14 protein-coding genes are annotated in these 21,297 nt (G+C 60.0%); 8 read left to right on the top strand and 6 right to left on the bottom strand.

Features of this window, described 5'->3' with window-relative positions; genetic code table 11:
• Positions 1-435 precede the first annotated feature (435 nt).
• From FJ398_08490 to FJ398_08475, 4 genes are read left to right on the top strand one after another with little or no spacing between them, the layout of a single operon-like run.
• Entirely contained in the window at positions 436-2,241 is a 1,806-nt protein-coding gene (locus tag FJ398_08490; protein MBM3837990.1) for a DUF116 domain-containing protein, read from the top strand.
• 44 nt (positions 2,242-2,285) lie between these two features.
• Complete coding sequence (locus tag FJ398_08485) at positions 2,286-2,489, top strand: hypothetical protein (GenBank protein MBM3837989.1); 204 nt, start codon at positions 2,286-2,288, stop codon at positions 2,487-2,489.
• On the top strand, positions 2,486-2,872 hold the full coding sequence (locus FJ398_08480; protein MBM3837988.1) for a type II toxin-antitoxin system death-on-curing family toxin: 387 nt from the start codon (positions 2,486-2,488) through the stop codon (positions 2,870-2,872). The genes FJ398_08485 and FJ398_08480 overlap by 4 nt, the downstream gene beginning before the upstream one ends.
• Positions 2,869-3,822 carry a hypothetical protein gene (locus FJ398_08475; protein MBM3837987.1) on the top strand — a complete coding sequence of 318 codons (954 nt, stop codon included), beginning with the start codon at positions 2,869-2,871 and terminating at the stop codon, positions 3,820-3,822. Before FJ398_08480 ends, FJ398_08475 begins: the two co-directional genes overlap by 4 nt.
• A 75-nt stretch (positions 3,823-3,897) precedes the next feature.
• Here the strand turns inward: FJ398_08475 and FJ398_08470 are convergent, their stop codons facing one another.
• Complete coding sequence (locus FJ398_08470) at positions 3,898-4,827, bottom strand: MBL fold metallo-hydrolase (GenBank protein MBM3837986.1); 930 nt, start codon at positions 4,825-4,827, stop codon at positions 3,898-3,900.
• Between the two features lie 91 nt (positions 4,828-4,918).
• Between FJ398_08470 and FJ398_08465 the strand changes: the two genes are divergently transcribed.
• Entirely contained in the window at positions 4,919-5,308 is a 390-nt protein-coding gene (locus tag FJ398_08465) for a hypothetical protein (GenBank protein ID MBM3837985.1), read from the top strand.
• 366 nt (positions 5,309-5,674) lie between these two features.
• Here the strand turns inward: FJ398_08465 and FJ398_08460 are convergent, their stop codons facing one another.
• From FJ398_08460 to FJ398_08450, 3 genes are all read right to left on the bottom strand, one after another.
• Positions 5,675-6,502 (bottom strand): ThuA domain-containing protein, encoded by an 828-nt coding sequence (locus FJ398_08460; GenBank protein MBM3837984.1) that lies wholly within the window; start codon positions 6,500-6,502, stop codon positions 5,675-5,677.
• A gap of 329 nt (positions 6,503-6,831) precedes the next feature.
• Positions 6,832-7,686 (bottom strand): prepilin-type N-terminal cleavage/methylation domain-containing protein, encoded by an 855-nt coding sequence (locus FJ398_08455; GenBank protein ID MBM3837983.1) that lies wholly within the window; start codon positions 7,684-7,686, stop codon positions 6,832-6,834.
• Between the two features lie 15 nt (positions 7,687-7,701).
• Complete coding sequence (locus FJ398_08450; GenBank protein ID MBM3837982.1) at positions 7,702-12,477, bottom strand: hypothetical protein; 4,776 nt, start codon at positions 12,475-12,477, stop codon at positions 7,702-7,704.
• Positions 12,478-12,824: 347 nt separating this feature from the next.
• Between FJ398_08450 and FJ398_08445 the strand changes: the two genes are divergently transcribed.
• Positions 12,825-13,619 (top strand): thymidylate synthase, encoded by a 795-nt coding sequence (locus FJ398_08445; protein ID MBM3837981.1) that lies wholly within the window; start codon positions 12,825-12,827, stop codon positions 13,617-13,619.
• Positions 13,620-13,651: 32 nt separating this feature from the next.
• Complete coding sequence (dacB, locus tag FJ398_08440; GenBank protein MBM3837980.1) at positions 13,652-15,559, top strand: D-alanyl-D-alanine carboxypeptidase/D-alanyl-D-alanine-endopeptidase; 1,908 nt, start codon at positions 13,652-13,654, stop codon at positions 15,557-15,559.
• 167 nt (positions 15,560-15,726) lie between these two features.
• On the opposite strand, the gene FJ398_08435 is transcribed toward dacB, so the two are convergent.
• A complete protein-coding gene (locus FJ398_08435; GenBank protein MBM3837979.1) occupies positions 15,727-16,677 on the bottom strand; it encodes an immunoglobulin domain-containing protein in 951 nt (316 codons plus the stop codon).
• Positions 16,678-16,794: 117 nt separating this feature from the next.
• Here FJ398_08435 and FJ398_08430 point away from each other — a divergent pair, with 117 nt between their 5' ends.
• Entirely contained in the window at positions 16,795-18,357 is a 1,563-nt protein-coding gene (locus tag FJ398_08430; GenBank protein ID MBM3837978.1) for a transglutaminase domain-containing protein, read from the top strand.
• 208 nt (positions 18,358-18,565) lie between these two features.
• Here the strand turns inward: FJ398_08430 and FJ398_08425 are convergent, their stop codons facing one another.
• Positions 18,566-21,181 carry a glycosyltransferase gene (locus FJ398_08425; protein ID MBM3837977.1) on the bottom strand — a complete coding sequence of 872 codons (2,616 nt, stop codon included), beginning with the start codon at positions 21,179-21,181 and terminating at the stop codon, positions 18,566-18,568.
• Between the last annotated feature and the right edge of the window lie 116 nt (positions 21,182-21,297).

Raw genomic sequence — 21,297 nt, 5'->3', positions numbered from 1 at the left:
GATGACCTTGCTGACCTGGTGCAGCAGTTTCAGCCGTTCGTAGCGCGCGCGGAGGTCGCCCAGTTCACGATGCACGGACGAGAATAGACCAGAAACCTCGGGAAGGTCGAGTGGCGAGGGCATTCCAAATCCCGGCTTCACCACGAATGGATCCAGCGCGGCTGGCGCTGCAACCAATTCGTTACAACGTTAAATCGTTAAATGGGTTAAATCGGTTGAATGGTTCTGAAATCTTATCCGTGGTCAGGGCGCGTGTTTGGCGGTCCGCGCCATTTTCGAGTAACCGAACCTGCTGCCTTCGCGTCGTAAGCCAGGTGGCCGAAACTGATCTTGCCCAGGATTTGACAAAGAAGGCTGGCTCATTTCCTGAGACTCGGCGATACTCCTCGCCATGACTGGCAGTTCAAACAGAAACGACCTGAATCGCGCGCAACCATGAGTTCTGTCACCCAGCCAATCACCATGAAGCCGGCCGGCAGCTTCAATCCCCTCGCCATTCCCCGGCACGTCGTCCAGCAACGGTTTCGCCCGCCCAAGAAGAATGTTCCGCAAACGCCGTTCGAGCGCACGCGAATCCTGCAATCCATCCGTCATTACGTGGCCGAACACAACCCGGTGCCGCCGTTGCCGCTGGAGGAATTGAAGGGGCACGCTGATCGTGTCGTTGAAATGCTTCAGTGCGATCCGATTTACCGGGATTACATCGGCGTGCTCATCAACAATGAACTCTGGCGCGAAACGCTCGCTCAGGTTCCCTTCGAGCGGCGGCTTTTGCTCCTGCCGAAATGTCTGCGTGTCGAGAGCAAGTGCCCGGCGCCGTTCGATGAATTCGGGTTGCTGTGCAAACAATGCGGGCTGTGCACGATCCAGGATTTGCAGGCGGAGGCCGAGAAACTCGGTTACGCCGTGCTGGTGGCCGAAGGCTCCGCCATCGTGATGTCGCTCATCCAGACCGGCAAAATCGAGGCCATCGTGGGCGTCAGTTGTCTGAGTGTGTTGGAGCGCGCTTTTCCATACATGGAATCGGCGGCGATTCCCGGCGTGGCGGTGCCGCTGCTCCAGGACGATTGCATCGACACCACGGTCGATTTGGACTGGGTTTGGGACTACATCCACTTGAGCAGCGACGACCAAACGCGCCGCCTGGATTTGAGCGCGTTGCGGGACGAAGTGGATTTCTGGTTCACGCCCGCCTCGCTCGACTTGATCATGGGTCCGGGCGAAGGCGAGACGGAGAAGATCGCGCGCGACTGGCTCATGCGCGCCGGGAAACGCTGGCGGCCCTTCCTGACGGTGGCGGCATTTCAAGCGTTGCGGGATACGCCGGGCGCTGCGTTGCCGGAAGATATCCGCAAGGTGGCCGTGGCGGTGGAATGTTTCCACAAGGCCTCCCTCATCCATGACGACATCGAAGACAACGACGCCTTGCGCTACGGCGAAAAGACTTTGCACGAGGAGCATGGGATCGCGGTCGCGCTGAACGTCGGTGATCTGCTGATCGGCGAGGGGTATCGGTTGATTGCGTCGTGCCGCGCGCGCGCCGAGCAAAAGGGGGAAATGCTGCGCGTGGCTTCCGAAGGCCAGCGCCAGCTTTGCCGGGGCCAGGGCGCTGAATTGTGTTGGGCGCGGAAGCCCGAGCCGATGACATCGCTGCAGGTTCTGGAGATTTTCCGGAAGAAGACTGCGCCGGCCTTCGAAGTCGCGTTGAAGCTGGGCGCTCTCTACGCCGAAGGCAGCCGCGCATCCGGGAATCACGCGCTGTCGGGCGACGGCGGCTACGAAGATATTGAGAATACGCTTCGCGCTTACAGCGAAGCCCTCGGTATCGCGTATCAGATTCGCGACGATCTGAGCGATCTGGGAGTCAAGGGCGAAACCAACGACATCGCCGGGATGCGCCCCAGCTTGCTTCTTGGCGTAGCGCATGAGCGCGCGTCCGGAGAAAAGAAGCAATTGCTGGATTCGCTCTGGCGCCGCGCGCCGAAGCCGGGTGTGGACGTGGAGCAGATCGAGGCGCTCTATGCCGAACTGAAGGCGGACGAACGGGCGAGAACGTTGCTGGAAACTTACAAAGAAGAAGCGATCCGTTCCCTGCGCGATCTCGAGAACGCCAGCCTCAAAGGACTGTTGCGCCGCGTCATTGGCAAGATTTTCAACGACACCGAAATCAAAGGGTGGTGCAAGGAATTCGAGCAGAAAAACGCCGCGGAACGCAACGTGGCCGCAGAGGCGGCGGCGTAACGGCGCGCCTTGCCCGCGGCGATTCCCGGGGTATAGTTCCTCCAATGAGTGCGCTTGAGATCATCGAACAGATCAAAGCTTTGCCACTCGAGGAAAAGGTTGAAGTGGCGAAGTTTGTTCAACAGCTTGATTTGAAGGCGGCAGCGTCCACGGTGGAACCGCGGTACATGGACGAGGCCAGCTTTGCAACCGCGAAGCAGAAGGTCTTCACCAAACATTCGGACCTGCTCAGCAAGCTTGCCCAATAGTGCGCGAGCCTGATTTTCTCACCTTCGAGCAGGTTCAAGCGGTCCACCGCGAAGCCATCGAGAAATTCGGTGGCACCCTTGGAATAAGGGATCAGGGAGCGCTCGAGTCCGCGATTTTCCACCCGCAGAATGCTTTCTTCTACGGAAGAGGTGATCTGTTCGACATTGCGGCCGCGTACGCTTATCACATCGCGGAGGCGCAAGCGTTTCTGGATGGCAACAAACGAGCGGCGATCGGTTCCGCATTGACCTTTCTCGAAGGCAACCGCGTTGCCACGGACTGCGAAGCATCTCCGCTCTACAACGCGATGATCGCCATCGCCGAGAAGGAAATGTCGAAGGCAGAGCTAGCCGCGCTGCTGCGAGAACTGTTTGGCTCATGAGCCTGCGGTTGGAAATGCTCCAAGTCGCCCGCCTGGCCCCGAAGCTTCTCGGCGAATCCACCGAACTCGTTCGCGCCTTCTTGCTGGGGCAGCAAAATCCCGACGGCGGATTCAGAGATCGCAACGACCGGAGCGATCTCTATTACACGGTGTTCGGGCTCGACGCGCTGCTGGCGTTGGAAGTTCAAAGTTCGAAGTTCAAGGTTCAAAGAGGTGACCTGGCCGAGCGGTTTGCGAAGACCGCGAAATACGTAGCCGGATTCGGAAGCGGCGAAGGGTTGGATTATGTCCACCTCTGTTGCCTGGCGCGAGCGCGTGCGGCGGTTGGGGCCGCAAATCAGGTCCCATCGAATAACATCGAACGCCATATTCTGCGCCGCCTCGGCAACTTTCGAAGCCAGGATGGCGGGTACAATCCGGCGGCGGGCGCTGAGTTTGGGACTGCCTACGCGGGTTTTCTTGCTCTGGGGGCGCATCAGGATTTGAAAGCCGAATTGCCCGAACCGCTCCGTTTGGTGCAATCCTTCAAGTTTCTGGAAACCTCCGACGGCGCGTGGACCAACGAACGCCACTCGCAATCTGCAAGCCGCAAGCCGCAAGCTGCAGTGGGTTCGACCAACGCCACGGCGGCTGCCATCACGCTGCTGAGGAATCTCGGCCAGCCTTTGAACCCCGCCATCGGCGACTGGCTTCTCGCCCGGTGTCATCCCCAGGGCGGCTTTCTGGCGGTGCCGGCCGCGCCCATGCCGGATTTGCTTTCCACGGCGACCGCTCTGCACGCCCTGTCCGGAATGCAGGTCGATTTCAGCGCGATCAAGGAAAGCTGTCTGGATTTCGTGGACAGTCTTTGGACCAATGAAGGCGCGTTTCACGGAAGCTGGGGCGATGAAACGCTGGACTGCGAGTACACGTTCTACGGCTTGCTCGCCCTCGGCCACCTCAGTCTCTGAACGCCTCCGTTGCCCTGTCGTCATTCGCAAGGCAGGATGACTCCACAGTGGCAGGCTGGAAGCCTGCCCTACGTTTCAGAAGACCTGCGGCACGCCCTCCTCCAGAATCTTCAAATGATGGCTTAGCCCGTTCCTGTGGCAAAGTTCGCTCAGCCAGCGCGGCGGATCGTCCAGTTCCTCGAAGGAAAGACGGAACGAGCCGTAGTGCATCGGCACCAGCCAGCGCGCCCGCAAGTCGCGGAAAACTTTGATCGCTTCATCCGGCCCCATGTGAACCCGCCGAAACGATTCGGGATAATACGCCCCGATCGGCAACAACGCGATTTCCGGTGAGAAGCGATTGCCGATTTCTTTGAAGCCGTCGAAACAGGCGCTGTCGCCCGCGTGGAAAATCTGGCGGCCTTGGTGTTCGAGAACAAAGCCGCCGTAGCCGCGATGTTGGTCGCGCAGCACGCGCGCGCCCCAGTGTTTGCTCGGAGTCAGCGTGACTCTCCATTCTCCGTGCGAGAAGCTCTCCCACCATTGCAGTTCGATGATGCGGTCGAAGCCGAGGCCGTGCGCGAGATCGCCAACGCCCCAAGGCATGACTCCGATTTTCGGCGCCGGCAAGCGGCGGAGCGTCGGCTTGTGAAAGTGATCGAAGTGCGCGTGAGTGAGCAGGACCAGATCGATCGGAGGCAGGTCTTTGATTTTCAAACCCGCTCGTTTGATCCGCTTCAAAAGGAAAAGCCAGTTGGCGAAGTTCGGATCAATCAGCACGTTCAAGTCGCTGAACTGCGCCAGAAAGGAGGCATGTCCGATCCAGGTGAGCGCGACCTGTCCCGGGCTCAATTTGGGAAAGGCCGGTTTTTTGTGCTGGCCGATTCGCCGCGTCAACAGCGCCTTCCAAACCATTTCGCGAAAGAACGTGCGCGGATTGAAATGCTGGCTCGGGGTGAGGTCCTTGAACGAGCGAGGCAGGCGCCGGCGCCGGGAGCTTCCTTTGTTCGAGTGCAAGCTTGTCATGCGGATCGCCCTACAAAGCGTAGCACAGGGCTGTTGAATAAAAAACAAATTCCTCAGTCCATACGTACAGCTTTTAGAGAAAGGCAAAAATATGAAAACTTGGATCGCAACTTTCACAAGTCTGGCAGTGCTGGGCATGAGCGCTCCGTCGGCCTCCGCGGGCGATAAAGAGTGGGCCACGGCCGGCAAAGTTTTGACCGGCCTGGTCGCCGGCGCTGTCATCGCCAAATCGTTTGAGCCAGTTCCCGTTTACCACGCTCCGGCGTATTACGCCGCGCCCGTGGTGCAAGCCCCTCCACCAGTCGTTGTTCAGCACGCGCCGGTTGTCGTTTATCCGCAGCCGGTCTATGTGCAACCACGCCTGGTCTATGTCCGGCCGGCGCCGGTGTACGTCGCGCCGCGTCCCGTGGTGAGTTTCAGTTTCGGATTCGGGCCGCATCACCACCATCATGGGCCGCCGGTGTTTCGGCACTGCCGGTAAAGCTAAGCTAAGGGTCTGTGCAAAAATAACTTCCGGTTTTGGCGGGAGCGCCGCCTGGCCGGATGCAAGGCGCGAGGAGGGAGCATCCCCGTTTTGGGGCTGTGACCGACGAGCAACGCCGCAGCCAGCCAGGCCCCGCCCCGCCCCGGAGGGCTGGGGCGATTTCGCTTTCTGGCTTCGTTTCTCCTCAGTCGCAGAGCCCTGGCTATGCTCCTTCGTCGTGCCTCGCCAGAAAGCGAAATCGCCTCCAGCAAAACCGGAATTTATTTTTGCACAGACCCTAAGGTTGATTCAAACTAAGTGAGAAATTCCGCCTGGCGAGAAACCAAACGGTTTTTTCTTGGTGATTCCAACAAGACAAAGCTCCTACTTCAGTTCGAGCGCTTTGGGATCGATGTCCACGTTCACGCCCGCATGGGGAATCGGCTGGCCGAGCGTCCAGAGAATTCCCTGCGCGACCAGACGGCGATATTCCCTGCGTTGCCAGTTGCTGTGGAAATGAATGGCCACGAAGCCGAATGACCGGCCGCCATCAGGCCGTTCCCACGCCCAGCAAGCCGTTTCATCATGGTCCTCGATACGCGCGGTCAGGAGGGGATGGACCCGCAACGGAGGTTTGACGAAATCCAGACGGTAATAGAATTCGTCGTGGACTCGAAAACTCTTCACCCCGGTCGTGATGGGATGTTTCGGATCCACCACGGTGACGTCGGTTTCCAGCACTTTGTATTTCCGCTGCGGCCCGCCGCGTGTGCCTCCAAGAAGCTCAAGCTGGCCTTCGATGTGTTTGGCGTCGTGCGCGCCGACCGCCCAGTGGAGCGCCACAATGCCGCCTTTCCGTTGCGCCAGACGTTTCAACGCGGTGTGGCGTTGCGGGTCGTTCTGAATCCAGCGCGCGCCTTGCGTGACGAACATCACGATGCCGTCGGCCTGGTCGATCAGCGCGGGTCCCTCGGTCCAGGGTTCGTCGGCTTTCGTGACCGTAACACGCACGTCCTTGTGCGGGGCGAGAAGTTTTTCCATCACGCGGACGCCGGCCATGAATTCGTGCGTGGCCGGCGGATGTCCGTCAGGTCCCTGGCCGATGAGGAGGAGACGCCTGGGTTCCTGGGCCCGAGCGACGCTGCAAACCGCAGTCGTGAAAGCGATGATTAAGATGCAGAATGGCGCGATTCGAGAACGAATGGATGACATAAGTCCAGGATGAAGTCTGCGTTCAGGCGCGTCAAGGTTGCCTGGCTATCGCGGGTGAGATCAAACTGTCGGTCCACGAAGTTTTCTCCCTCTCTTCCCGAAGGGAGGAGAGGGCCAGGGAGAGGAGGCGCGTTTGGATGCGATTTCGCTTTTCCAAGAAACTCCTCTCTCTATCTCTCTCCCCAGTCGTTCCTCGCGGGGAGAGAGGGTAGTCAATCGAATCGCAACTGACCGGCACTCTTAATCGCACCCGGTGATCACGCGCAAGGTCGAAATCGTCTTTGGCTCCGGGCACTTGAGTCTCGCCTCATCCCCATACTGAACAGACCCTAAGGTCGAAAAGGAACGCCCTCCCAAAGTTTCTCGAACTCGGCTTGCCTGCGATGGGTGTAGCCGTACTTCATGTACCAGATATCCTGTTTGTCCGCAGGCGTCCGAGCGGTGGCGCCAAATTTCGAGACCCCCGGTTTGACGTCGGAGGCTTTGAGCATGGCCTCGCCCAGCCAACGATGTGTTACGGCGTGGCCGTCCGCGAAACTGAGCGTACTCTTCTTATTGTGCCAGATGGCCACGGCGTCAACCCAAGTGAACGCCGACGGTGTCGGGTCGATCAGCCACGAGCCGAGATTCCAGCCGCGATCATCGGCCTCTTCCACGAACACATAATTGCGCGTCGGATAGAGGATTTGGCTGTACTTGCGGATGGAATTGGCTTCATCTTCGCCATCCAACCCGCCCGCGCCGCCGTAGCTATCGTAGGCGAATCCCCGGCCGGGCGGCAATTTCCAGCGCCGGTCTCCAGGGCAGTGCCACGCATCCTCGGCGGGTGCATACGGAAAGAGTTTGCCCTGCCGGAGACCCTCCTTGGCTTCTGCCAGCGCTCTGGCTTGAGCGGAACCTGTGAAGCCCCCGGGAACAGGCTTGGGGCCTGTCCAAAAGTCGCGTCCCTGGCGATACGTGCTCATGCCGACCACATTGTCATTGTTGTCATCTGCGTACATGTAAAAGGCAAGGCCGAGCTGCTTTTGATTGCTCTGGCATCGGGCTCCCGTGGCTTGTTCTTTGGATTTCGCCAGCGAAGGCAAAAGCAAAGACGCCAGGATGGCGATGATGGCGATAACGACGAGGAGTTCGATCAAGGTAAAACCGAGGCGGGCTTTTCGGAAGGAAGCGGTTGTTTTCATGGGGTTTCTCTTATGTCACGGTTGTAGGGGAGTCACGAGTCGATAGTAACGCGCAGGCCGGCTCGTGGTGTCGCTCACTTGAGCGTCGCCGGCCGCCGGGCGCGAGGGGACATCCGCGAGTTTCAGCCAGGCGCCTTTCGTGATGTCGTCGCGGTATAGCACGCTGTAAGTTTTGCCGGCAGAAGCTCGGAAGGAAAGCCGCGCCGTGGTGCCATCCACGCGCAACGATTCGACGCGCAGGTAACTGGAGGCGTCCTTCGGGTCGGTCCCGGCCACGGATTCCTCCCGGTTCGGCACGCCGTCGCGATCCGGATCATCGAGCGGCCCGGAGAGCAAATTGCCGAAATGCGCGAGCTCAAAATCATCCGGCAAACCGTCGCCGTCCGTGTCGTTCGCGGCCACGGCGATGCCGCGTCCTGGAGTTGGCGCCGCCGCGAGCCAATTGGCCGGATCGTTGCCGTATTGTTCCTCCGCTCGACGTTGAATCGAAAGCCCGCTGCCAGTGGCGCCCGTCGGCCAGGGAGACGCCGTCGCATAATCGACTTCGTCCACCAGAATGTCTGGGACCGGTCCGGAGGCCGATACGCCCGGCCGGTAGAGGCCGACGCGTTCCCCTTCGTTGCTCAAGTTGCCCTTGTACGGACCGAACAGCATAACATCCGAGCCAAGGCCGTATGCGGCGCGAAATCCGGCCAGAGTGTTCGGCTCGGTCTGGGGATCAAAATTGACGATCAATGCCGAGCCGTTGCTCGGCAAAGTGACATGGGTCGGGAAATTAAAAACGGCGGCCCCTTTCAACCGCCAGGTGTTGGTGGCGGCAACCGGATCGAACAAACGCACCGCCTGGGTTGAAATGTTTTTGACCTCGATGAATTCGTGCAACGTGTTGTTGGTCGAGCCGATGGGCGGAGGCTGATACATGATTTCACTGATGATCACCGGGCCGACCAGAGGCCCCGCATTGACTCCTCCAAACGAAGTTTGCCGTTGCGTGACAAAATGCCCTTGTCCGGTGCTGATCACATAGCGTCCAAACGTGCTGCCACCCAACGATGCGCCAAACTTGAATCCCTGGCCGTAGCCCGTCAGGTTGAGGCCGTCGCCGGAGAAGAGATACACTTCTTCGCCGGCGTCGTTGAAAGCAAAGCTACGCGGCGCGCCCGAATTGAACTTCTTTTCATCGAGCAGCCAGTACCCTTTGGCAGGGATCACCGTCCGATCCGGGATGCGGTATTTCTTCGGTTCGTGCAAATCATCGGTCAGAAACCAACCGCTGATGTCTGCCGGCGCACTTTCCGGATTGAACAGTTCGACTATATCGAGCTGCGGTGAAATGGCATCGGACAAAAGTTCATTCACGAGCACGCCCGGCAGAATAGGCGGCGTCGGATCGGCCTGGCCGGGCGATCCACCCGCGCGGCTGCTGACTCTCCAGCTTGCGCGAAGCGAGGGATTCTCCGGCGACATACCCTCATTCACGAGCACGAGCGAGAAACCATTGCCCGCCGTCGCGGGATGCCACCGGTTATCGTACCAGAAGTCCACGACCGGTTCCTTGAGCGGTCCGTCAATCGCGATTCGTTCGCCGCCGTCATCGAGGTTTCCTGAATACTCGCCGGCGATATTCGAAACGCCCGGATATCGAGATGAAAAAGCGGCGCGGCTTTTGACGAGCACGGTGTAGCCGCCCGGTTGAAGAGTCGTGACGCTGCTGTCGGTGGCGAACACGTACTCGATTCCGCGCGTGAAGCGAAAGCCAACGAGGTTCAACGGAGCGCTGCCCGTGTTGCGCAACTCAATGTAGGAAAAATCCTCAGGCGAGTTCGTGCTTCCGGTCGGGGGCGGCGCCGGGTGGAACATGATTTCGCTCACGGCCAGAGGCGGGGTTTGGACTACAACCGTGGCCGCCACGGGACCGCTCCAGGTGTTCGTGCCTTGCAGGGCGCGGGCGACGATGCGGGCGTTGTTGTTCAGGGCAAATGGTTGGCCATCGTGACGCCTCGCCGCGGCGCTGAGCCGGCCACCCGACAAACGTGGATCCGTTCCGTCCACGGTGAAATAGACGGTTCCCGTGGGCGCCGCCATCGTGATCGCCGCGCCCAGGGCGACGCGACCGGCGGGCAGGCTGAGGGTGGGAGTTGGCACGAACTGGCGGTCGATCCACGCGTAACGGCCCACGATCCAGTTGTTCATGTTGGAGATGATTCCGCTGTAGGTTCGTGGCGAGGAGTAGATCCGTGGGTTGGGCCAGATGTAAGCGCCGAGCCGCGGCCAGCGCGCGAAATCGCGGTTCGCCGCTTCACTCAAGTAAGCGGCGATTTCGTTCACCCGGGCGACGACGTTGCTCGCGTTCAGAATATCCGTGCGCAGCTCGCTCCAGCGATCGGCGATTTTCTGATTGAAGTCCGGATCGCCGGTTCGAGTGGTCGGGGAAGCCGTGCCGGTGATGAGACGCCTCAGCCAGGGGTGTTCGCTCTCACCGAGCAGCGTGTAATACCACCCGTTGGTCCGCTCGCCTTCGAGGTAGTCGGCGTTGCCCCATGCGAGGTTCCAATCCCAGATCGGCTCCATCTTGAGTTTGCCCCCTCGCTCCTTCCGCATGTAATTGCTCAAGCGATATCCGTCGATCTGCTTGCTGAACTCGACGATCCAGTGGTAGTCCACGAACGAATCCGTATCGATGTAATGCGAGTAATGATTGGTTCCGGTCCGAGTCAGCCAATTCGTGGCGTAGAGGGCGCGCTCGAATTGATTGAGATAATTCCGAATCCAGTTCCGCTGGGCGGTATTGATCCGGAGTTCAACCGGCTTCGGCTCGTGGTATTTAAGCGCCTGGCCGCCGAAGCCGCCGCCGCCCGAGGTCGTCAAGCTCAGGTCGCCGGGGCTGTCTTTGTCTTTCTTGATGATATATCCTCCGGTGATGTTGGGCTCGGCGACGTCATAGGACGAGAGCCGCTGGAGGTCCACGCGGCTGCGATCGATCTTGATCTTCTCCGTGAGGGTGTAAATGCCTTTGTAGTCGGCTGGGTAGTTGAGGCGTCCGGGCGTGGACTTGATGAAGAGCTCGAAGAACACCGTGCGCGACGCGTAGTGACCCATTTTGCGGTGAAGCTCGTTGGCGAGCGCGTTATTCATGAACGGCTTGTCGGAATACGGGTTGACCAGCGCCCAATCGGATTCCGGCGGCAAACCGAGCAACGGCACCTCGACGTCGTTGCCGTAAGGGTCGTTAATCTCCAAGTTGTAGGGCAATTTCGGAAAACCGGCCGAAGTCTGGCCCCGCACTTCGACCTGCGCCACGCTTTCAAAGTCCGGCTGACTGAGCAGGCGGGCGCGGCCATCCTTGACCTCGAAACTCGACACGTGGGCGCGGAGCCGGCGGTCTTGCGGAATGGTCTTGCCTGCGGTGTTGATGATCAACAGCGGGAGATTCGAACTGAAATTGGTCATGCTCGCGGAAAAGAAATTATAGGTCTGAACCGCGATCCGGCTTGGCAGCAAGCCGTCCTTGAAAACGCGCGCGCTCACGATGGTGTTGTTCGTCAATTCCAGCGCTCCGGTGTAATTCGTCGAAGTCAGCGTCGGCATCGAGCCGTCCAGCGTGTAGCGAATTTCGCCGGATGGCGCTGAGAGGGCGACGGTCAGGCTCGCCTCGGTAAACACTCCGCCATTGACCGAGAAAACCGGGTCGGGCGCGAAACCGCGGCCGCTCACCATGTTGGTGGCGCCCGGCGTTGGAAAATCGAAATAGCCCGTGAGCGATGGATCGACTTTGTCGCGTCCGAAAGAAACGTTGGGGCGCTGCGCCGGATAGGCCGGGCCGAAATCGGAAGCAACTTTCTTGGCCGGGCTGACGAGCGCCAGGTAACCCCCTTCACTGGCCAATTTGAAATTCGTGTGCAACGGTGCAGTGGCGTCGGCGCGGTCCTTCCCCGAAGCCCAGACCAGGAGATAGGAATTTGGCGCGAGAGGCACGGCGGGGAAACGCCACTTGATCGGGTCCGCCGCGTCATCCGTGAGAAACCAGCCCTCGAGATTCGCGGTTTCCGAACTCAGGTTGAGGATTTCGACCCAATCGTTTCTGGAAGCGTTGTCATCTTTGATGCCCGCCGTGTTGTCCGCCAGGAATTCGGAAATGACCAGGTTCGGCAGCGGTCGATCCGGGTTGAGCGTGTAATTCCAGGGAAGGCCTCGGAACGCGTTTGGCGGAGTGGCCAGGTCCGCGATGCCGTGATTGGCGGCCCAGGTCACCTTCACTTCGCCGGCGCTCGGTTGAGGAAAGGAAAATGTGTAGTTCCGCGGCGAGGTCGATTTGACATTCGTGGCCGGAATTCCGTTGACGAGCACGTCGGCGGCGTCCACGCCCGTGACGTTTTCGCTGAAGATGACTTCGATCAGATCCAATTCAAACACCGTCTTGCCAGCCGCAGGCACGAGGACATCCACCGTGGGGGCGGAGGTATCCGGCGGCGAAGCGACCTGGGCGTGCATAGCTGAATCGATCACCAAAGCGCAGAGCAGCAGCGCCGCCGCGATGGCTCGGGCGGAGGGGAAAGGCGTCAGGGGCGGTGCTTGGAAAGCTTCCTGTGGCTTACGGACCTGGTCATGCCCCACGAACAAAGTAGGGCGAGTCCGTCCCGGCGAGCCGCTCCACGCGCTTGGAACACGTCCAAATCGGCTCGCTGAGGACAGGCTCGCCCTGCCTTCATGGGAGGTTTCCGCCTCGAGCGTGGAACTCGGCGAGAACGATGATGGAGAAATAGAATCAGAAGAATCAGGCCAAGGGGTCATAGGAACTCCTGGAATTAGCTATGAGTTGCACGATTTCCAAGCTGCATCAGTCGAACCGATGCGGCGGATTCTGGAGACGAGGAGGTCCTCTGTCGAGAACCAATGAATTAGGCCTCGAGTTGGGTAGGGCGAAGCATCCTCGCTGAGCCGATCAACCATCATTCACTCAACGGCTTTGCGGCTCGCCGGGACAGGCTCGCCCTACCGATGAAAGGGCTTAAATTCAATGGGAACGGGCTTTTTTCTTGGGGGAAAGGTTTCGGGTGAAGGCGATTCACCAATTCCTCCGAATACCATACGGCTAAAGCTTGCGGCAGACCGTCCGGCTCACTAAAGCTTTCCTTGTCATGCTGCAATACCACCAATTGCTCCGCCTGGTCCTGGAGCAGGGAAAGTTCAAAAGCGACCGGACCGGTACCGGCACCTACGCAGTCTTCGGCGCGCAAGCGCGGTTTCCTTTGTCTGAGGGATTTCCTTTGCTCACGACCAAGAAACTGCACCTGAAGTCGATCATCTACGAGCTGCTGTGGTTCCTCCGGGGCGACACAAACGTCAAATACCTCAACGACCACAGCGTGACGATCTGGGATGAATGGGCGGACCCGGAAGGCAATCTGGGCCGCATTTACGGCGCTCAATGGTGCCATTGGAAAACGTTCGATGGCCGTTCCATCAATCAGATCGACGAAGTGATCAGTCAGATTCGGACCAACCCCGACAGCCGGCGTCTCATCGTCAGCGCCTGGAATGTGGGCGAACTCGAGCAAATGGCGCTGCCTCCTTGCCACACGATGTTTCAATTCTTTGTCCAAGAGGGCGAGCTAAGCTGCCAGCTTTATCAGCGCAGCGCCGACTTGTTCCTGGGCGTCCCCTTCAACATCGCTTCCTACGCGTTGCTCACGATGATGGTCGCGCAGGTTTGCAGCTTGAAGCCCGGAACCTTCGTCCACACGTTTGGCGATCTGCACCTCTACAGCAATCATCTGGAGCAAGCCCGGCTCCAGCTCACGCGCGAGCCGCGTCCGCTCCCGCAAATGAAGCTCAATCCGGACGTCCGCGACATCCACGACTTCCGATTTGAGGATTTCGAGTTGGTTGGATATGACCCGCACCCGGCCATCAAGGCGCCCATCGCCGTGTAGCGCGGCCCGGCTCGAACGCGCCGTTGTTGTCTGTGAATTCCAGCCATAAACCTGGCAGGGCGGTGCTGCCGCCCAGCCGTTTTTTTCCCGATGCGGCGGCGCAGCAGCGCCGCCCTACCGATGATCCAGGAACCTTGGAGGCATTCCTTGAACTCGGTCGTAGAGCAGGCTTTCCAGCCTGCTGGTTTGGGCGACTTTCCAGTCGCCCGATGGACGGGACTGGAAAGTCCCGCCAACCCGCAGACAGGAATGTCTGCGCCACAATTCCGCGCTGCGCCGTATCGCCCTTCTGCTATCGGCGGAGCCTCCCTTCCGCGGTCAAGGCAAGCGCCATCGGATTTTTTGTTGCCTGCCTTCTTATCTTCCAAAGCCAGACCTTCGGCGCAGGCGCCGAATCGAGAAATGCCCGGCGCCCTTCCAAAACGCTGTCGGCATTCCAAAGCCGGATCAGCGCGTTCCTGGCGCAGCCTCGGTTCTCCGCGGCGGCTTGGGGCGTGAAAGTTGTTTCGCTCCAGAGCGGCAGGACCCTCTTCGAACACAATGCCCAGAAACTGATGAAGCCGGCGTCCAACGCCAAACTCTACACCGGCGCGCTGGCGCTGGAGCGGTTAGGCTCGGAATTCCGGATCAAGACGTCTCTCTACGCTGCGGCCCGCCCCGACAGCGCGGGCACTTTGAAAACGGACCTCATCGTTTATGGGCGCGGCGATCCTTCCTTTGCGGCCCGCTTCAACAATGGCGATTATGAAAAGTCGCTCCAGCCTCTCATCGAGGCGCTGGCCAAAGCCGGCGTGAAGCGAGTCGAAGGAGACTTGATCGGCGACGCGACTTATTTTCGCGGTCCGCCCTACGGCTCCGGGTGGACCTGGGATGACTTGCAGTATTACTACGGCGCGGAAGCCTCGGCGCTGACCCTGGAGGACAATGTGCTCGATCTCATTTTCAAGCCTGGCCAAGGCGTCGGTGATCCCTGCGAGATCGCGGTCAAACCGGACACCCGTTTCGTCACCTTCATCAATCGCACGCAGACCGTGGCCAAAGGTGGCCGGCGCGCGCTTGAGATTCATCGTCCGCTCGGCGGAAATGTGGTTTATGTGACCGGCCAAATGCCGCGGGAAGCTTCACCGCAGGCGGACGCAGTTGCGGTGCATGATCCGGCGCTCTTTTTCGTGGTGCAATTGAAGGAGGCGCTCGCGCGGCATGGGATGACGGTTACAGGAACTGCACGCGCAGTGAGCGGGACCAATTCTGCAGTGGACCGAAGGGACTCCAGCGACCTGATTGAGCTCGCGGTTGTCGAGTCGAGGCCGCTGCAAGAACTCTTAACCAAGATGATGAAACCCTCGCAAAACCTCTACGCCCAGCTTCTCCTCTTGCAAGCGGGCGCGGCGGCGGGTCTGGAGAAACGCGGCGCGAGTGAGTCGCCGAGGCTTGCGGGGTCACAAGCTAATCAATCCTCCGACGCAACAGCCCGAACCAACCTTTACCAGAGAACCTCGGAAGAACTGGGTGTGGCAGAACTGAGGCAGTTCCTGAAGGAAGCCGGCATTCCGCAGCACGAGGCGCAGTTGGAAGAAGGCTCCGGACTTTCGCGGTCCTGCTTGCTCACGCCCAATGCCACGGTGCAACTGTTGAAGTTCATGAGTCGCCATCGCCACGCCGAAATCTTTCGTGAGTCTCTGCCGGTGGCCGGCGTGGACGGCACGTTGCGCAACCGGATGAAGAAGACGAAAGCGGAAGGGAATCTTCGGGCCAAGACCGGTCACATTCGCTACGTCGATACGCTCTCCGGTTACGTGACGACGGCCGGTGGCGAGCCGCTCGCCTTCTCGATCATGCTGAACAATTACTTCAATCCGAACGGATCCGGGCGGGAGGAAGTGGATGCGCTGGCAGTGATACTGACAGAATTGGACAGCACTGGGCGATCGCCACGGTGACCCGCCTGACGACGTGGTTCGCGTGGGGAGCCGCACGCGCCTCGCGTGCGGTGGTCGGCGCCCTCGCCGACCACCGTCTTCCGTCCGAAAGAGAGATCATTTGATGAGACGGTTTCTTCGACTCCGAGGGCGCCAGTCGGAACACGCGAGGGCGCGTGTGCTCCCATCTACAGCGGCGGCTTACGGACTCGGCAAGACTTGATAAAAGCGGTGCGGCGAGCCGGCGGCCTGGGGATCGCCGGACCCAGCACGCACAACTGAACCTCCGGCGTGGTCACTTTGCTGACCAAGTTCGTCACCCGAACTTGATACACGCCTTCCTGCGGCGTTTGCACGTTCGTCAGAACCAGCGACGCGTTTGTGGCGCCGGGCAAGATCGCGCCATTGTGCCGCCACTGATAAGCGAACGGCGCGGTACCTTCCGCCACGGCGCTCAAGGTCACGGAACCGCCAACGCGCACAGCCTGATCCGTTGGCTGCGCGGCCAGCTTGATCGGGAACGGCGGCGCCACTTGATAAAAGCGATGGCCGTACCGGGGCGCCTCATTGTCGAAATACTCGTAGAGGTTGTCGCCGCGGAAGGTGAAGTTCGTCAGCAGCGTCCAGACTTTGAAATCGGTCGAGGCTTGCAAGACCGGCGGCGTGCCCGCGAGTCCGCAAAGCAGAAGGCGGCTGGTGCGATCCGGCTGGCTCTTGATCGACATGAAGTGGACGGTCTTGTCCGTTTCCAGCACGCACAATAGCGCGTCCTGACTCATCACACTGCCCGCGGGATTGCTGACCTGGACCTGATAACGGCCTTCCTGCGAGAGTTGCGCGTCGCGTGACGTGTAAGTCGAGTTCGTCGCGCCCAGAATGGTCTTGCCTTGAAAGCGCCATTGATACGTCAGCGGCGCGCTGCCTTCGGCGACCACGCTGAAGCTGGCCGTGCCGCCAATCGTGGTGGCGCGCTCGACCGGTTGCACGAGGATGCGCGGCGGCGTTTGAAACGTCAGCGTCGCCGGTTCACTAATCACTGTTCCAATCCGGTTTTGAACCAGCACGCTGTACTCGCCGGCGTTAGCAGCCGTCACGTTGGTCAACGTCAGCACCGTGTTCGTGGCCCCGGGCAATTCCACTCCGTTCAGACGCCACTGCGTTAAACACGTATACCAGGCTTCCAACCTGGGCTTTGGGTCAACGTGAACCAGTCTCGACTCCCGGATCGAACCCGTGGTATTTGATGCGCCGATCTCATGCGATGCAACTGGTCAACCTCAGAAGTTCACCTCCTGGTAAGGCAGACCTGCAGGTCTGCCGGATCGACGGTCCCTTCAGGGAGAGGAAAATACCGTCTTATGGCGGCGGGCCTTTGCCTGGCTTGCGGCCTTGGAACGGCCCTTCAGGCCGCGGAACCGGATTCCACATCCCTGCGCGCCTACGCTGAGAAAAGCCAGCGCCGCCAGGCTTACGGCGTTTATCTGAAAAATCACAAGTTCGGCTGGGCCATCGACGAATTAAAGCTCGGCCGGCACGAAGGCCAGGAGGTCGCCGTCGCCACTTTTGAAATGCAGGGGAGCTTTGTCTCCGGAGGCGAACGAACGCGCTTTGAAGACAAATCCACCACCTGTTTCGCGCTCGACGGCAAGGGCGAAATCATCTTCGGCGAAGAGCGAACTTTGGAGGACGATAATGAGATCACGCGCGTCGCCGTTCGGGACGGCGCGGAAATGGTGATCACGACGCGAACACGCGGCGGCGAAACCAAACGCCGGGTCCCGGTTCCACGGGAAACGATCCAATCGGCGCGCGCATTGGAAGCGTGGCTGACGCGGCCTCCGAAACGCGGCGCCAGGTTCGAGCATTATTCGGTGTCCTGGAATGAGGAGAAGATCGACACCAAAGAAGTGTTCACGTATCGCGGGCGCAGATCGCTCCGTTGGGGCGGCGTGAAGACCGACGTGCATTCGGTCGAGGTCAACATCGAAGGCATGAACGCGGCGTTCGAGGTGCTCCCGGACGGCACACCGCTCAAGGGCATGCTGGGTGGACTGTTCGAGCTGCGCGCGGAGGAGGAAGCCCTGGCCAAGACGCCCGGCAGCACGTCGTTCGACATGTTGCTCGCTTCCTCGATCCGAATCGACAAGAGCCTGGGCGATCCGGAGAAGATCGAGTCGCTTCGCTTAAAGATCACCGGACTGGCGGGATTCGCCCTGCCCAACTCGCATCGCCAGCGGATTCACTCCCGGCGTGGGAACACGGTGGTTCTGGAGTTGTCGCGCGACCGGAGGCTGGAGAAGGGAATGCAGTTGGCCGCCTCGGAGCGCGAACAATACTTGAAGGCGACCCCCGCCATTCAATCGGATCAGGAGGCAATTCGCTCCCTGGCCGGCGAGATTGCCGGCGAGGAAAAGGACGCGTTCGGCCAGGCCTCGAAGTTTCAAGATTGGATTTTCAAGAACGTGCGCCAGACGATGGCAGCCAACGCGTCCTCCGCTCTGGATGTCTTGAAGAATCGCGCGGGCGATTGCACGGAGATCACGCTGCTCTTTCTGGCTCTGGCCCGGGCCGCGGGAATTCCCGCTCGCGAAGTGGGCGGCGTGATGTACGCGGATGAGGAACCGCCCGTCTTCGGCTGGCACGCGTGGGCCGAGATTCACGATGGCCGTCAATGGGTGAGCGTCGATCCGACCTGGAATCAAGTATTCGTCGACGCCGCGCACATCAAGCTGACCGAAGGCACGCAAGACTGGTCCTGGGTCAATCTGCTCGGTCGAATGAAAATCCAGGTGGTGAAGGTCACTCCAGGCCAGCGCTGACCATCGTGGCTTGGAAACCTGAAACTCGCGCTTTGGTTCTCTTTGATTGAGCGGCGCCGGTCAGCGCAAACAGCAAGTCGGCCTTCTTCAAGTATTTTCCTGGAATATCGAAGACCTGGTACACGCGGAGGTTCTCTTCCAGAACAAACTCACGTTCACGGTTCCTTCATCCGAATCATTGCTGCGGATCGTCAGCACCGGGCAGGAGTCACGGTCTGGATTTGATCAGACCCAAAAACCACCGTAACCGCTGGCCATTCTGGGTTGGAGCCGAGCGCTCCTTCGGTGCCTCCTTCGTCGCAACCGGAACTTGCCGCTCGATCTTTACCAAACCAACGTCCTTGGCGGTCTCATCCAGAAAAACCGCAACCAGGCGGCGAAAATCTTTCTGGACCGTGTCGAGCCACCATCCCACCAACGGCAGCGTCAGGAGCAGCAGCCAGACCCACGGGAAGATCGGCCCGATCGAGCCGATGACGAGCACTTCGATCCCGACCAAGCTCCAGAATGCCGCTTTGGCCAGGAGCGTCCACCGGGTTTTGAGACGGCACCGGATCAACCGCTTGCCATGGCCCAACTCCTCCGCGGCAGTCAACAGTTGCAGGTGGCACCAGCGGCTGCCGAGGACTTCGAGATCGAAATTGCTCCAGCCCGTGTCGGCCTTGTTCGGCCAGCCGCGGCGGTCCAGGCGTTCCATGATCGCGGCCAGGAGTTCAAATCGTCCCAAGTTGCGTTCGTTCCAGTAAGCTGCCTCCGTGAAACTCTGTTTGGCATCGCGCAGGCTCAAGGAATCGAGCGTTTCGTAATCGGCCAGGCGTGTGCGCGGCGCGGTCAGACGCCCTTTGTAACGCGACCAACCGCGCACGATCGGTTGCAGAAAGAACAGAAGCGCCACCAGAGGCCGCGACCAGAATCGGCGTTTGGAAGCAGCTAATTCCGCCTGAGCCGCCGCTGTGCCGCAGACCGCGAGCGAAAGCAACAGACTCGTCAAGGCCAGCGGCAAGATCGGATCGAACAAAGCGCTCAAAACCAGCAGCGGCAGCGTGAGCAGCACGTGATATTCGAGACTCGTCAGCAACATGAGCGTCAAGGCGGGCGGCGAGCTGTAAAGGGTTTGAAAGAATCCGCTCCCGAAGGTCCCGTGATAAATGATGGGCCGGCGCGTGACGACGCCGAACTTGGCCGGAGAATAAATCCGTCCTTGCCACAGGCTGCCGCCAAACCAGTTGAAATACTCCGGGTGCCGGTGGACCAACAGCGCCTCCGATTCTCCGTAGCCGCGTTGCTGCCTGAGATAGTCGAGGACCGTCGAGCGCCGATAGTGCCAGACAAATCCCGACGAACTGAATCCGAGCCGGTAACCCCGTTGCTGCAGCCTCCAGCAAATATCCACATCGTCGCCCGCTTTGCGGAACAACGGATCGAACCCGCCCACTTCGATCAGCGCCCATTTGTAGAACGCCATGTTGCACCCGGGAATGTGCTCGGCCAGCCGATCCGTGAGCATGACGTGGGTGGGGCCGCCCGGTGACACCATCACGGCTGCCGCAACCCAGGAATCTTCCGGAGGGAGCAAGTTGTGGCCGCCAATGCCCACAAAGTCGCGGTTCAAAAGATCGCTCACGAGATAGTGCAGCCAATCTTCGTCGGCACGGCAATCCGCGTCCGTGAATGCCACGATCTCGCCCTGGGCAGCTTCAAGGCCCGTGTTTCGAGCGGCAGACAACCCCTGGTTCAGCGGGTGGCGCAAGTAACGCACGTTGGGAAACCGCGCGGCGATTTCGCCGGTGGCATCGGTGGAACCGTCATCCACCAGCACGACCTCGTAGCGCGGGTAATTCAACTGCTTCAACGAATCCAGGCAGGCCGCCAGCGTGCGCGCGCCGTTGTAGCATGCCACCACGACCGACACGAGCGGGGCTTCATTGAGCGGAAAATAAGGCGCAGTCCGAAAGGCTTTCTGGACTGCGGAGAACGACGGTTTGGGATGCCGCTCGCGCGTCGTAAGCCCAAACGCCCAGTCCGTGATTTGTTCACCGCCCTTGAACCAGTCGTCCGTGAAGCTATAGACAATCGCCCCGGCCAGTCCGGCGCGGAAGGCAGACTCGATCTGCCAGGCCAGGATCTCGCACTTTCGATCTTCGCCTTCCCGCAAGGAATCGATGCCGATTTCCCCCAGCAGAAGCGGCTTAAACTCCGCGATCATCTGAAGCCGCGACAGATAATTTTCGAACGGCTTCGGATGATGGATATAGACGTTGAAACAGTGGAAATCGATCTCCCGGGAGCGAAGAAACTCCGTCGGCGGATAGTTCCCAAACGTGCACAGACAATCCGGAGCAATCGCTTTGACGATCGATACCAGTTCATCGATGAACTCCGCCACTCGCGACGCGCCGCTCCAGCGCACGATGTCGGCTGGAATCTCGTTCACGACGCTCACGGCAAACACCGCCGGATGCCGGGCGCAAGCCTTGGCTGCGTCCCGCACCGACGCCCGCGCGGCCTCGCGGGCGCTGTCCGAATCCAAGAAACAGAGGTGCTTGCTCCAGGGAATATCGACCAGCAGTTTCAGGTCGTTTTCGCCTGCCAGATCCAGAAACCAGCCCGGAGGCACGTCATACACGCGCAGAAGATTCGCTCCCAACTCGCGGATCTGAGCAAAATCGCTCTTCGCCTGTTCGGTTTCCGGGAACGGTTCTCCGCGCCCGTTCGGAGCAAAGGGGCCGTAGGTCACCCCCTTCGGATGGAATTTCCGAGCCCCCGCGCGAAAGAATTTGCCGTCCACTCTCACGCGGCGGGGATTGATCTGCGACAACAGCATGGCGGTTAGACGCGGCTCCGGTCCGGTTTATTTTGTTTTGCGGCGCTCAACGTTCGCGACTATGGTGCATGCGTGGCGGACAAAAGTCGGTTTCACATCTCTGCGTTCGACGTAGC

This window comes from Verrucomicrobiota bacterium, from assembly GCA_016871535.1.
In the GTDB taxonomy this organism is placed as follows: domain Bacteria; phylum Verrucomicrobiota; class Verrucomicrobiia; order Limisphaerales; family SIBE01; genus VHCZ01.
This window is presented reverse-complemented; position numbering and strand designations above follow the sequence as displayed.